This is a genomic window from Nocardia fusca NBRC 14340, from assembly GCF_001618425.1.
In the GTDB taxonomy this organism is placed as follows: domain Bacteria; phylum Actinomycetota; class Actinomycetes; order Mycobacteriales; family Mycobacteriaceae; genus Nocardia; species Nocardia fusca.
Genome location: NZ_BDCU01000017.1, coordinates 128,243 through 141,313, shown reverse-complemented (window position 1 = coordinate 141,313; position 13,071 = coordinate 128,243). Strand labels below are relative to the sequence as shown.

General features: G+C 70.8%; 11 protein-coding genes. All 11 read left to right on the top strand.

Annotated elements, in window-relative coordinates; translation table 11 throughout:
* The first annotated feature begins 2 nt into the window (after positions 1–2).
* Positions 3–827, top strand: a complete 825-nt coding sequence (gene pyrF, locus NF4_RS07080; RefSeq protein WP_063126487.1) for an orotidine-5'-phosphate decarboxylase — start codon at positions 3–5, stop codon at positions 825–827.
* A gap of 732 nt (positions 828–1,559) precedes the next feature.
* Positions 1,560–1,880: an integration host factor, actinobacterial type gene (gene mihF, locus NF4_RS07075; RefSeq protein ID WP_030521477.1), complete on the top strand. Its 321-nt coding sequence runs from the start codon at positions 1,560–1,562 to the stop codon at positions 1,878–1,880.
* Between the two features lie 20 nt (positions 1,881–1,900).
* Positions 1,901–2,473 (top strand): guanylate kinase, encoded by a 573-nt coding sequence (gene gmk, locus NF4_RS07070; RefSeq protein WP_063126823.1) that lies wholly within the window; start codon positions 1,901–1,903, stop codon positions 2,471–2,473.
* Positions 2,474–2,535: 62 nt separating this feature from the next.
* Complete coding sequence (rpoZ, locus tag NF4_RS07065; protein ID WP_063126486.1) at positions 2,536–2,814, top strand: DNA-directed RNA polymerase subunit omega; 279 nt, start codon at positions 2,536–2,538, stop codon at positions 2,812–2,814.
* A 42-nt stretch (positions 2,815–2,856) separates the two neighbouring features.
* Positions 2,857–4,077: a bifunctional phosphopantothenoylcysteine decarboxylase/phosphopantothenate--cysteine ligase CoaBC gene (gene coaBC / locus NF4_RS07060; RefSeq protein ID WP_063061121.1), complete on the top strand. Its 1,221-nt coding sequence runs from the start codon at positions 2,857–2,859 to the stop codon at positions 4,075–4,077.
* Between the two features lie 274 nt (positions 4,078–4,351).
* The gene (metK, locus tag NF4_RS07055) at positions 4,352–5,563 is read left to right on the top strand and encodes a methionine adenosyltransferase (RefSeq protein ID WP_084532923.1); all 1,212 of its coding nucleotides are present in this window, start codon (positions 4,352–4,354) and stop codon (positions 5,561–5,563) included.
* A 158-nt stretch (positions 5,564–5,721) separates the two neighbouring features.
* Positions 5,722–8,370 (top strand): primosomal protein N' family DNA-binding protein, encoded by a 2,649-nt coding sequence (locus tag NF4_RS39090; RefSeq protein ID WP_439956745.1) that lies wholly within the window; start codon positions 5,722–5,724, stop codon positions 8,368–8,370.
* A gap of 338 nt (positions 8,371–8,708) precedes the next feature.
* Entirely contained in the window at positions 8,709–9,380 is a 672-nt protein-coding gene (locus NF4_RS36325) for a PadR family transcriptional regulator (protein WP_084532922.1), read from the top strand.
* A 134-nt stretch (positions 9,381–9,514) separates the two neighbouring features.
* Entirely contained in the window at positions 9,515–10,468 is a 954-nt protein-coding gene (locus NF4_RS07035) for an esterase/lipase family protein (protein WP_063126821.1), read from the top strand.
* A gap of 311 nt (positions 10,469–10,779) precedes the next feature.
* Positions 10,780–11,322 (top strand): peptide deformylase, encoded by a 543-nt coding sequence (gene def / locus NF4_RS07030; protein ID WP_063126482.1) that lies wholly within the window; start codon positions 10,780–10,782, stop codon positions 11,320–11,322.
* Positions 11,322–12,242, top strand: a complete 921-nt coding sequence (gene fmt / locus NF4_RS07025) for a methionyl-tRNA formyltransferase (RefSeq protein ID WP_063126481.1) — start codon at positions 11,322–11,324, stop codon at positions 12,240–12,242. The genes def and fmt overlap by 1 nt, the downstream gene beginning before the upstream one ends.
* The last annotated feature ends 829 nt before the right edge of the window (positions 12,243–13,071 follow it).

Below are 13,071 nucleotides of genomic sequence, written 5' to 3'. Positions count from 1 at the left end.
CGATGACGACCACGACGTTCGGTGCGCGGCTGGCCGCCGCCATGGACACTCACGGGCCGATCTGTGTCGGGATCGATCCCCATCCCGCCCTCCTCGGCGCCTGGGGCCTGTCCGACGACGCCGACGGGCTCGAGGCCTTCGCCGAGCGCTGCGTCGAAGCATTCGACGGAACGGTGGCGGTGATCAAACCACAGGTCGCCTTCTTCGAGGCCTACGGCGCCGCGGGGATCGGGGTGCTCGAACGCACCATCGAGGTGCTGCGCGCCTCGGGCACCCTGGTGCTGGCCGACGCCAAACGCGGCGATATCGGCTCCACCATGGACGCCTACGCCCGCACCTGGCTCGCCGACGGCCCGCTGGGCGCGGACGCGGTCACCGTATCGCCCTACCTGGGCTTCGGTGCCCTCCGCCCCGCCCTGGAGCTGGCCCACGCCAACCACCGCGGCGTGTTCGTCCTGGCCGCCACCTCCAACCCGGAAGCCGCCCAGATCCAGCAGGCGACAGTCGGCGGCCGCACCGTCGCGCAGACGGTGGTCGACGACGCCGCCCAGCTCAACCCGGCCGGGCAGCCGGGTTCGGTGGGGGTGGTGGTCGGCGCCACGCTCACCGAGACCCCGGACCTCACCATGCTCAACGGGCCGATCCTGCTCCCGGGAGTCGGGGCGCAGGGTGGTACCGCGGACAAGGTCCGGGCCTTGCTGCCGCAACACCTGTGGCGGGCGGCGGTACCGAACGTCTCTCGGGACGTACTCCGGGCCGGACCCTCGGTAACGGCGCTGCGCAGCCGCCTGGCGGAGTTCCAGGAGGAGTTCGCGTTCCTCCGGTGAGAGGGCGTTCCGGTGCCTGCGCGGTCGGCCCGTAGGCCGCTCCGCCGGGCGTCCGGGTTCTCGTGCCTCTTGCGGACCTGCCCGCCGATCACCTCTGCGACAGCCGCACGCTCTCGGCGCCGAGTTCGGCGCGGGTCGCGGTCGTGGGTCGCCGTGGGGCATCGCAGGGGCACCGGCAGTGCCCGTCCGGCCGTGGCGGCCATCCGTCGGGTCGTGGATGGTGCCGGCGAAACGTCCGAGGGGCCGGGATCTGTTTTCGCCTCCGTTCGTGAGCACGCGGATGTGCTCACCGGGCGCCCGCTGTACGCTGTACATATTCGGACGATACGGGCGCCCCGGTGGTTGTCTCGGATGGTTCGAGAGATCCCGTTTTTTGTTGCCGGACCCGCTTTTGCTCGCTCAGCAGGGGCTCGGGCGAAAATTTCCCAGAAAATTCCTGGTAGGGCGGCTGGGAGGTAGCCGGGAGGGTGATCCGAAGTGTGGTTATCGCGCCGCAACTCCTGTTGGCACTCGAAAAGCCGCTGATGGCAGGCTGTTTCGTGGGTAGGGGGGTGAAGGTCGCAGTTACGGCAAGCAGGGATGCGGGCGGGTCGGCAAGGGGGCGATACCGGGTCCGATTCATGCCCTGACCTGGGGGGTGGGTTCGCAATCCGGGGGCGTCGTGGGTACGGTCGCTGAGACTGCCGGGTTGTTCGGCAGGTTTTGATGCAGGAATGATGAGACGGAGGAACCGTGGCCCTTCCCCAGCTGACTGATGAGCAGCGCGCCGCTGCTCTGGAGAAGGCGGCTGCCGCTCGCCGTGAGCGGGCAGAGCTCAAGGATCGCCTGAAGCGCGGCGGCACCGACCTCAAAGAGGTCCTCGGCCAGGCCGAGAGCAATGAGATCATCGGCAAGATGAAGGTGCGCGCGCTGTTGGAAGCCCTGCCCAAGGTCGGCAAGGTCAAGGCCGAGGAGATCATGAACGAGCTCGAGATCGCGCCGACCCGCCGGCTGCGTGGTCTCGGTGACCGGCAGCGCAAGGCGCTGCTCGCCAAATTCGATCTCGGCGCCTGACACCCTCGGTGATCGAGAACATGACGAAGGGTCGGCTGGTTGTACTGGTCGGCCCCTCGGCCGTGGGCAAATCCACCGTGGTGCGATGTGTCCGCGAACGGCTGCCGGAACTGGTTTTCAGTGTCTCGGCGACGACACGGGACCCGCGTCCCGGTGAAGTCGACGGTCGCGACTACCGGTTCGTCAGCCGGGCCGAGTTCGACGCGATGATCTCCTCCGGCGATCTGCTCGAATGGGCGGATATCCACGGCGGGTTGCAGCGGTCCGGTACGCCGGCCGCGCCGGTGCGCGCCGCTCTGGCGGAGGGGCTGCCGGTGCTCATCGAGGTCGATCTCGAAGGAGCACGGTCGATCCGGCGGGTGATGCCGGAGGCCGTGCTGGTGTTCCTCGCGCCGCCCAGCTGGGAGGAACTGGTGGACCGGCTGCGCAGCCGCGGCACCGAATCGCCGGAGGTCATCGAACGCCGCCTGGCGACGGCACGGGTGGAACTGGCCGCACGTGACGAGTTCGACACTGTGATCGTGAACGACACCGTGACCAGCGCCTGTGCGCAGTTGGTATCGTTGTTCGTCAGCACGAATTCCAATTCGTAGCCAGTTGTGCGGCCGGACAGCCGCCGCGCAGCCGAGCCACCGACCCCGCAGGAGCTTCCTCAGTGAGCAGTTCGGATACCGCTACGCCCGCCTACGACACCCCGGTCGGCCTCACCAATCCGCCGATCGACGAGCTGCTCGACCGCACCTCGTCCAAGTACAGCCTGGTGATCTACGCGGCCAAACGGGCCCGCCAGATCAACGACTACTACAACCAGCTGGGCGACGGCATCCTCGAATACGTCGGCCCGCTGGTGGAGCCGCTGCCGCAGGAGAAGCCGCTGTCGGTGGCGATGCGGGAGATCCACAGCGATCTGCTCGAACACACCGAAGGCGAATGACCCGCTAGCCGGGTGATGGGCCGATAGGGCAGGAGGCGCGCTATGGCGCGGGTAGTTGTCGGGGTGGGTGGCGGCATCGCCGCGTACAAGGCGTGCGCGCTGGTGCGGCGGTTCACCGAGACCGGCCATACCGTACGGGTGATCCCCACCGAGGCGGCACTGCAGTTCGTGGGCACGGCGACCTTCGAGGCGCTGTCCGGCCATCCCGTGCACACCGGGGTCTTCTCGGATGTGCCGGAGGTGCCGCATGTGCGGCTGGGCCAGGAGGCGGAACTCGTGGTCATCGCGCCGGCCACCGCGGACCTCATGGCGCGGGCCGCCCACGGGCGTGCCGACGATCTACTCACCGCGACTCTGCTCACGGCCCGATGTCCCGTGCTGTTCGCGCCCGCCATGCACACCGAGATGTGGGAGCACGCGGCGACCGTCGCGAATGTGGCGGCTCTGCGCGCGCACGGCGCCACCGTGATGGAGCCCGCGTCCGGCCGGCTCACCGGTACCGATACCGGCCCCGGCCGGCTGCCCGAACCCGAGGAGATCTTCGGCCTCGCGTCACTGCTGCTCGAACGCCCCGACGCGATACCGCGGGACCTGGTGGGCCGGCGGGTGGTGATCACCGCGGGCGGCACCCGGGAACCGCTGGATCCGGTCCGTTTCCTCGGCAACCGCAGCTCCGGTAAGCAGGGTTACGCGCTCGCCAGGGTCGCCGCCCAACGCGGCGCCCAGGTCACGCTCATCGCCGGCAACACCATCGAGATGGCACCGCCGGCCGCGGTCGAGCTGGTCCACATCACCACGGCCGAACAGCTGAAAACCGCGGTCGACAAGCACGCAGTCGGTGCGGACGCGGTGATCATGGCCGCCGCGGTCGCCGATTTCCGGCCCGCCACGGTGGCTGCCGCGAAGATCAAGAAGGGCAAGGACGAACCCGACACCATCGCCCTGGCCAAGAACGAGGACATCCTCGCCGGTCTGGTCCAGGAACGCCGGGAAGGCCGGTTGCCCGGAACGGCCATCGTCGGATTCGCCGCCGAGACCGGCGACGCGGACGGCGACGTGATCACCCACGCACGGGCCAAACTGGCCCGTAAGGGCTGCGATCTGCTGGTGGTGAACGCGGTGGGCGACGGTAAGGCGTTCGAGGTCGACACCAACGACGGCTGGCTGCTGCGCGCGGACGGCAGTGAACAGGCACTCGACCACGGATCCAAGGCGCTGCTGGCCAGTCGCGTCCTCGACGCGCTCGGTCCCCTGCTGAGCTGAGCCCGGCCGGGCCCGCCGAACCGCGGGATCTGCCTGTCGGCACGGCCGTGCCGGGTGCGAGGGCGCCCGCCGCGGGCGCGAACACGATACGATCCAGCCCGCTCGGGGTGCGCGTGCCGCGGAGTCGGCGCGCACGATCGGAAACCCGTCCAGGACGGTGTCCGAAACCCCAATTACGCCGCCCGTTCTAATAGTCTGGGAGTCCAGGGGCGTGACCGGAGCCGTGCGCTACGGTCCCTCCGGACACGAGTAACCGTTGAGGAAGAGGGAAACTGTGCGCACGTCCGGTAGCCGGCTATTCACCAGTGAGTCCGTGACCGAGGGTCATCCCGACAAGATCTGTGACGCCATCAGCGATTCCATCCTCGACTCACTGCTGACCCAGGATCCGCGCAGCCGGGTCGCCGTGGAAACCATGGTGACGACCGGTCAGGTGCACGTCGCGGGCGAGGTCACCACCGAGGCCTATGCGGATATCCCGCATATCGTCCGGGAGAAGATCCTCGAGATCGGATACGACTCCTCGGCAAAGGGATTCGACGGGAACTCCTGCGGGGTGAACATCGCGATCGGTGCGCAATCACCCGATATCGCGCAGGGTGTCGACACCTCGCACGAGGCACGCGTCGGCGGCTCCGACGACGAGATCGAACAGCAGGGCGCCGGCGATCAGGGCCTGATGTTCGGTTACGCCAATACCGACACCCCTGAGCTCATGCCGTTGCCGATCGCGCTGGCCCACCGCCTGTCGCGCAAACTCACCGAAGTCCGCAAGACCGGTGTGCTGCCGTATCTGCGGCCCGACGGTAAAACCCAGGTCACCATCGAATACGACGGTGACAAGGCGGTCCGGCTCGACACCGTGGTCGTGTCCACCCAGCACGCCGCCGATATCGATCTGGACAATCTGCTGGCCCCCGATATCCGGGAGAAGGTCGTCGACGCGGTACTGGCCGATATCGCCATCCCCGACCTGGACATCTCCGATATCCGCCTGTTGGTGAACCCCACCGGCAAGTTCGTGCTGGGCGGCCCGATGGGCGATGCCGGCCTGACCGGCCGCAAGATCATCGTCGACACCTACGGCGGTATGGCCCGCCACGGTGGCGGCGCGTTCTCCGGTAAAGACCCTTCGAAGGTCGACCGCTCGGCCGCCTACGCCATGCGCTGGGTCGCCAAGAACGTGGTCGCCGCCGGTCTGGCGGACCGGGTCGAGGTGCAGGTCGCGTATGCGATCGGCAAATCGGCGCCGGTCGGTCTGTTCGTGGAGACCTTCGGTACCGAGAAGGTCGATCCGGCCCAGATCTCGTCGGCGATCACCGAGGTGTTCGACCTGCGCCCGGGCGCGATCATCCGCGACCTGGATCTGCTGCGCCCGATCTACGCGCCGACCGCCGCCTACGGGCACTTCGGCCGCACCGATATCGATCTGCCCTGGGAGCGCACCGACCGCGCGGAGAAGCTGCGCGCCGCGGCCGGACTGTAAGTTCCACGTCCCGCGTGGATCGACCACCCACCGACACCCCCGCCGACCCCGCGTCGGCGGGGGTGTCGGCCGAGTCGGGGCCGGCGCGTCGCCGGGCTGCACGCGCGAAGAAGGCCGCGCCCCCGGCCTCCGAGCCGGTCGAGAACCCGATCGCCCGGGTGCTGCCGCTGCTCACCCCCGCGCATCTGGACCGCGATTTCGACTATCTGGTGCCGCCGGAGCTCGACGATATCGCCCGTCCCGGTGTCCGCGTCCGGGTCCGGTTCGCGGGGCGGCTGGTGGACGGTTATCTGCTGTCCCGGCACGCCGAATCCGATCATCCGGGCAAGCTGGTCCGGCTGGAGCGGGTGGTATCCGCCGAACAAGTGCTCACCCCGGAGATCCTGCGCCTGGCGACCACCGTGGCGGCACGGTGCGCCGGGACCCGTGCCGATGTACTGCGCCTGGCGATCCCGCCGCGGCATGCGCGGGTGGAGAACGGGGGGCCGGCGAAGAAGAGCGCCGAGACGGACGGCCCGACCGCTCCCGCGGTCGGCTCGGCGGCGTCCGGGGCGGCGGGGCCGGACGCGGAGACAGGGCCGGGTGTGCAGGACGGGCCGGGCACGGACGCCGGGTTGGGTGCGGACGCCGGATCGGATTCGGATGCGGGGACGGCAACGGACGCCGGATCGGGTGTGAGAGCCGGGTTGTGTGCGGACGCTGAGCCCGGCCCAGATGCCGTGCGGGGGACGGACGCCGAACCGCGTATGGACGCTGCGTCGGGTGTGCATGCCGGCGCGGGTCCGGCCGACGAGCCGGGGACGGACACCGGGTCGGGAAATTACGCCAGGTCCGGTGCCGACGCCGATCCGGGTGCGGACGCGGGTTCGGGTGCGGACGCGGGGTCGGGCGCGGATGCGGGGTCGGGTACGGAGACCGGGCCGAGCATGGACCACGGACCGGGCACCGGCAATGACGCGGGCACGAACAGCGGAGTAGGCACGCCGCAGGGTGCCGGCCGAACGGTCGGTTCCGGCTCGGGCGGCGAGGCGGTGCCGTTGCGTGTGGTCGACGTGCCCGGAGCCACGGTGGCGCCGGAAGAGTCCGGTGGTTCGCCGGTGGTGCGCGGCTCGGATACCGGCAGCGCGGGGGCGCGGGAGCCGGACCGTTCCGACGCGGCGGGACGCGCGGCACTACCCGCGGGAATGGACACCGGCGCCTGGCGCCGATACCGGCACGGGGACGCCTTCCTGACCGCGCTCGCGGGCCGCCGGGCGCCGCGGGCGGCGTGGCAGGCGCTGCCGGGAGAGGACTGGGCGCGGCGATTGGCCGAGCTCGCGGCGATGGTGGCCGCGGACGGCCGCAGCGCGATCCTGATGGTGCCCGACCAGCGCGATCTCGACCGGGTGCTGCGCGAATGTGAACGGCTGGTCGGTGATTCGGCCGTCGGGTTGTCGGCGGGGCTGGGCCCGGCGGCCAGATACCGGCGCTGGTTGGCCGTTCTGCGCGGTACCGCCCGCGTGGTGGTGGGCACCCGCAGTGCGGTTTTCGCGCCCGCGGTGGATCTGGGCCTCGTCGCGATCTGGGACGACGGCGACGACACCTATGCCGAACCCCGTGCCCCCTACCCGCACGCGCGGGAGGTCGCCATGCTTCGCGCCCACGACACCGGCGCGGCGTTCGTGGCGGCCGGATTCGCCCGGACTGCCGAGATCCAGGCCGTCGTGGAAACGGGATGGGCCCACGATCTGCTCGCCGACCGGGCGACCGTACGGGCTGCCGCGCCGCGGATCAGCGCCCCGGGGGATAGCGATGCCGCGCTCGAACGCGACCCGATGGCGCGGGCGATCCGGATCCCCGCCACCGCCTTCGCCGCGGCCCGGAAGGCACTCGCCGCCGGGTCCGGGGTGTTGGTGCAGGTGCCGCGCCGCGGGTACGTTCCGGCGCTCGCCTGTACGAAATGCCGTACACCCGCCCGTTGCCGCCGGTGTGTGGGGCCGCTGTCGTTGCCCGGGTCGGATCGTCCCGCCGGTGACCCGGGGGCGGCGCACAGTCCGGTCTGCCGCTGGTGCGGGCGTACCGAGGCGGCGTTCCGTTGCCCGACCTGTGGGGGCCGGGTGTTGCGCGCCGTGGTCATCGGTGCGGGACGGACCGCCGAGGAGCTCGGCCGGGCATTCCCCGGGGTGCCGATCCGCGGGTCCAGCGGCGCGGCCGTACTGGACACGGTGCCGCCCGGGCCCCAGGTCGTGGTGGCCACCGTCGGGGCCGAACCGTTGCTGGTCGGTGGTTACGGTGTGGGTCTGCTGCTGGATGGGTGGGCGCTGCTCGGCCGCGCCGATCTGCGCGCCGCGGAGGACGCCCTGCGCCGTTGGCTCAGCGCCGCGGCGCTGGTGCGGCCCGACGGTGAAGTGCTGGTGATGGCCGATCCCGCCGTGCCGACCGTGCAGGCGCTGCTGCGCTGGGATCCGGCCGGGCACGCGGCCGCCGAACTGGCGCAGCGGACCGAGGTCGGGTTCCCGCCGGCGGTGCGGATGGCGGCGGTGGACGGCACTCCGGACGGTATCGCCGGTCTGCTCGCGGCCGCCGAACTCCCGGCAGCGGTGGAGGTGCTGGGCCCGGTGCCGCTACCGGCTGCCGCGCGGCCGCCCTCCGGTATGCGCGGCGACGGCGACGATCCGGGTGCCGAGGTCGAACGGGTGCTGTTGCGTACGCCGCGAACACATGGCGCGGCGCTGGCGCGGGCGCTCACGGCGGCGCAGGCGATCCGGAGCAGTCAGCGGGCGGAGTCGCCGCCGCGGATTCAGATGGACCCGCTGGAAATAGGCTGACCCGCCCGCACCGGGGACGCGTGGCGCCTCGGGCTCTTCCGGGAGACCGCGCGAGCAGGCTTCCCTTTTCACGTTGGCGCGACGCCACCGGTGTGCGGGCATATCCGACATACGTATCGCGGGCGTTCTCGTCGGCCGCGATACGTCGGCCGATCCCGCCGACCTCCGGCGTGCTCTTTCCTGTTGCGGTGGTCCGCCCCGGTATGCCCGCCGATTTCACGGGGCGGATGCGTGGTCTCGGGAGGATCGAGGAATTACTCGGCCAATGGTTGCATTGGATAGATTGTCGATATATCGTCGATGCTATGCAAACCGATCGAGTAGCTCAGGAGGCTGCTATGGAAAACATCGAGAACACAGAATTCCGCAGGGGTCGCGGACGTCGTGGGCGCGGCCCACGTCCGGGCGGCTTCGGTCCGGGTGGCCAGTTCCGGCACGGTGGCCCGCCCGGATTCGGTCCGGGTTTCGGCGGGGACTTCGGTCCCGGGTTCGGCCCCGGATTCGGTCCGGGTTTCGGCCCGGGCTTCGGACGCGGCCGCGGCCGGGGTGGCCGGGGGCGGCGCGGCGACGTCCGGGCGGCGATCCTGCTGCTGCTCGCCGAGCGCCCCATGCACGGCTACGAGTTGATCCAGCAGATCCGCGAACGCAGTGACGACCTCTGGCGGCCCAGCCCCGGATCCATCTACCCGGCGCTGTCACAGTTGGAGGACGAGGGTCTGATCACTATCGAGAAAGTCGCCGGCCGCAAGACCGCGCAACTGACCGAGACAGGGACGGCTCACGTGACGGAGAACCGGGCGGAGCTCGGGGACCCGTGGGCCGACGTCAAGGAAGGAGTCGGCGCGCACACCAGCGATCTGCGGGCCCTGATCGGCCCGCTCATGGGCGCAGTCGCGCAGGTGGCGGCGGCAGGCACGCCGGAGCAGGCGGCCAAGGCGGCCGAGGTGCTCACCGATGCCCGGAAAGCGTTGTACCGCATCCTCGCCGGAGACGAGGACTCTGGAAAGTAACGGGGTGATCAAAACCTCCGGCCCCGGTGTTCCGCCGGGCCGGCAGGGTAGAAGATTGTGTTGTGAAACAACTTCGATGGCCGATGGGGCGGGGCGGTTCACAAACCGGCAGGCGTGTCCTGCGGGCGGTGACCGTGGCTGTCGCACTGGCTGGGTCGGTGTTGCTCGCGAGTGTCGAGAGCACCGCCCAGCCGGCCGGTTACCTTCCCGCGTCGGTCCCCACGGACCCCGCTCCGCCCCAACCCGACCACCTGGGAGCGGTGCTCTATATGAAATCCCATCCGGACGCGGTGCCTCGGGGCGTCAACGATTTCGGATGTGTCCCGAACGCGGCCCATCCGCGACCGGTGATCCTCGCGCACGGTACCGACGCGAGCGCCTACACCGACTGGTCGGTTATCGGGCCGCAGCTCGTGGACCACGGCTTCTGTGTCTTCGCCCTGAACTACGGAGGTAAACCGGGCGCCGGTACCTACGGCACCGAGGACATCGTGCTCAGCGCCTACCAGATTGTGCAGTTCGTCGACGAGGTACGCGCCGCGACGGGAGCCCGGCAGGTCGATCTGGTCGGGTTCTCCCAGGGCGCCAATGTCACCCGGTACTACATCAACAAACTCGGCGGCGCGCCGAATGTCGGCAACTGGGTCGGCCTGGCCTCGCCCACCTACGGCGGGGTGCTGTACGGCCTGGTCCCGATCGCCGAGCAGCTTCCGGGCGCGATGGACCTGGCGACCCGGGCGGTCTCCGTGGCGGCGGTCCAGCAGGTGCAGGGTTCGCCGTTCATGCGGGAACTCAACGCGGGCGGCGACACCGTGCCGGGGGTGCGCTACACCACGGTCGGCAGCCGGGTCGACGAGGTGATCCAGCCCTTCGGCAATATCGCCCTGCGCGGACCGGGGGCACACAACATCGTCCTGCAGGACCGCTGCCCCGTCGACCTCACCGGTCATTTCCACATGGTCTACGACCCGTACGTGGTCCAGTTGCTGTTCGAGATCCTCGACCCCGAACACGCCTCCGAACCGGTATGCGTCCCGGTGCCGCTCGGCACCGGGATCCCCCAGGTGATCATCGGCGGGAACATCTGATGCCGGGAGTCGCCGGCGGCGCCCCGGGCCCGGGGCTTTCGCGATCCGGCCCCGAATGGTGACCGTCCGGGGAGGACGAGAGGTGTACGCAGATGTGCGGCTCGACCGACCCGAGTAGGTTCGCACGATGGTCGCCGTTCTCCGGGCGGTCGACCGCACATCGCACACGCTCGGGAACCGGCGCGGGACCCGGCCGGTAGAACCGGTTGTCCGGAGTGAACGGAAGGTGTGCGCGGACGCCTCGCGCACGGTCGTGCCGGGCTACCTAGAATGAAACCTTCCTGCCCTGCCACCTGTCTTCGGGAGCTACCGTGACCGTCCAGTCCGTCCGCCTCTTCGGCGATCCGATCCTGCGAGCCCGCGCGGCGGAGGTCACCGAGTTCGGCCCCGAACTGCGGCAGCTGGTGACCGATCTGACCGACACCATGTACGACGACGGCGGAGTGGGGATGGCGGCCCCGCAGATCGGTGTGGGCCTGCGGGTGTTCGTCTACGACACCCACGACGCCCGCGGGCATCTGATCAACCCGAGCTGGACCGCGCTGGACGAGGAGGAACAGATCGGTCCGGAGGGCTGTCTGTCGATCCCGGGGGTCAATCACGATACGAGGCGGGCCATGCGGGTGCGGGCGACCGGCGTGGATGTGGACGGCAACCCGGTCGAATTCGAGGCCGAAGGGCTGCTGGCGCGCTGTGTGCAGCACGAAACAGATCATCTGGACGGCACACTGTTCATCGACCGGCTCGATGCCCCCGACCGGAAGCAGGCCATGCGCACCATCCGTGAATCCGACTGGTTCATCGCCGGGCTGACCGTCCGGCCGAGCCGCGCGCTCGCCGAGCGGGACCGCTGATGCGGATCGTCTTCGCCGGTACTCCCGACCCGGCGGTTCCATCGCTACGCCGGCTCCTCGATTCCCGGCACGAGGTGGTCGCCGTGGTGACGCGGCCCGACGCCGTCGCGGGGCGCGGCCGGAAGCTGAAACGCTCGCCGGTCGGGCAACTCGCCGACGAACAGGGTATTCCGGTCCTCACCCCGGGTATGCCCGGCGATCCCGAATTCGTCGAGGCGCTCACGGAGCTGGCGCCGGACTGCTGCCCGGTGGTCGCCTACGGCGCCTTGCTACCGTCGCGGGTGCTGGAGATCCCGAAGTACGGCTGGATCAATCTGCATTTCTCCCTGCTGCCCGCCTGGCGTGGCGCGGCACCGGTCCAGGCCGCCATCGCGGCCGGCGACGAGATCACCGGCGCGTCCACTTTCCGGATCGAGACCGGTCTGGACACCGGGCCCGTCTACGGTGTGGTGACCGAGCGGATCGCGGTCACCGATACCGCCGCCGATCTCCTGGGCCGGCTGTCCGACAGCGGCGCCGCGCTGCTGGAGCAGACCCTCGACGGTGTCGAGGACGGCACTCTGCAGGCGATACCGCAACCGGCGGAGGGGGTCTCCTACGCACCGAAGATCACCGTCGAGGCGGCGCAGGTCCGCTGGGATCAGCCCGCGCTGGCCGTCGGCCGCGCCATCCGGGCGGTGACTCCGTTCCCCGGCGCCTGGACCACGGTCGCTGGGAATCGGCTCAAACTGGGTCCGGTGGAACTGGTCGAAGAGGTGCTGCCCGAGCGGCAGATCGAGGTGCGCAAAACCGGTGTTCTCGTCGGTACCGCCACCACCGCGGTGCGGTTGGACCAGGTGCAGCCGCAGGGCAAACGGATGATGGCCGCACTCGACTGGGCGCGCGGTGCCCGTCTGGCGCCCGGCGCGGTGGTCGAATGACCGGCGCGAGCGACGACCGGCCCCGGAGCTTCCGGCGTCACGCCGAACCCCCCGCGGCCGAATCCGACGCCCCCGGCAACGAATCGCCGGAGCGCCGGGGTGATCCCGGGCGGGGCGGCCGTTCGGCGGGGCCCGCATCGGGTCGGCGTCCGGCCGAATCCCGGCAGGACCAGCGCGAGGGCGGTTCTCGCCGGGGCGCGCGTGTGTCCGGGTCCGCGCAGGACCGGCGTCCGGGTGGTTTCCGCCGGGGCGAGCGTGCGGATGATTCCCGGCAGGGCGAGCGGTCGGACGGGGCCCGGCAGGACCAGCGCTCGACAGGTTTCCGCCGGGGCGAGCCGCCGGCCGGCTCGCGGCAGGATCGGCGCCAGGGCGGTTCCCGTACCGACCGGCGTCCGGCCGGTGACCGGCCGGACCGCCCGGCCGGTTCCCGCCGAGATCGTCCGGCCGCGGATTCCCGGGGTAACCCTGAGGGCATCGCCGACCCACGTCGACGCCGGGAGACCAGGGGATCCGGTGAGCCCGGCGGGGGCCGCGGGAAGCCGCCACACCGCGAGGCCGAGCCCGGTCGCGGTGCGGGTGGCGGTCGTCGTCCCGACCGCGAGAACGCTGCGAGTCGGGCCCGCCGCCCGGCCGGAGACTCCGACCGTCCCGGCCGGAGTGGAGCCGCCGGGGGCACCGATGCCGCCCGGAAACGAACGGATGACAGCCGGGACGACCGGCGCGGGGATCGGCGCCGGGGATCGGCGCAGGGCCGGACCGCCGGGAAACGGGCCGACGGCCCGGACCGGGACCGGCCCGGGCGGAGTGACGGTGCCGCACGCACCCGGCG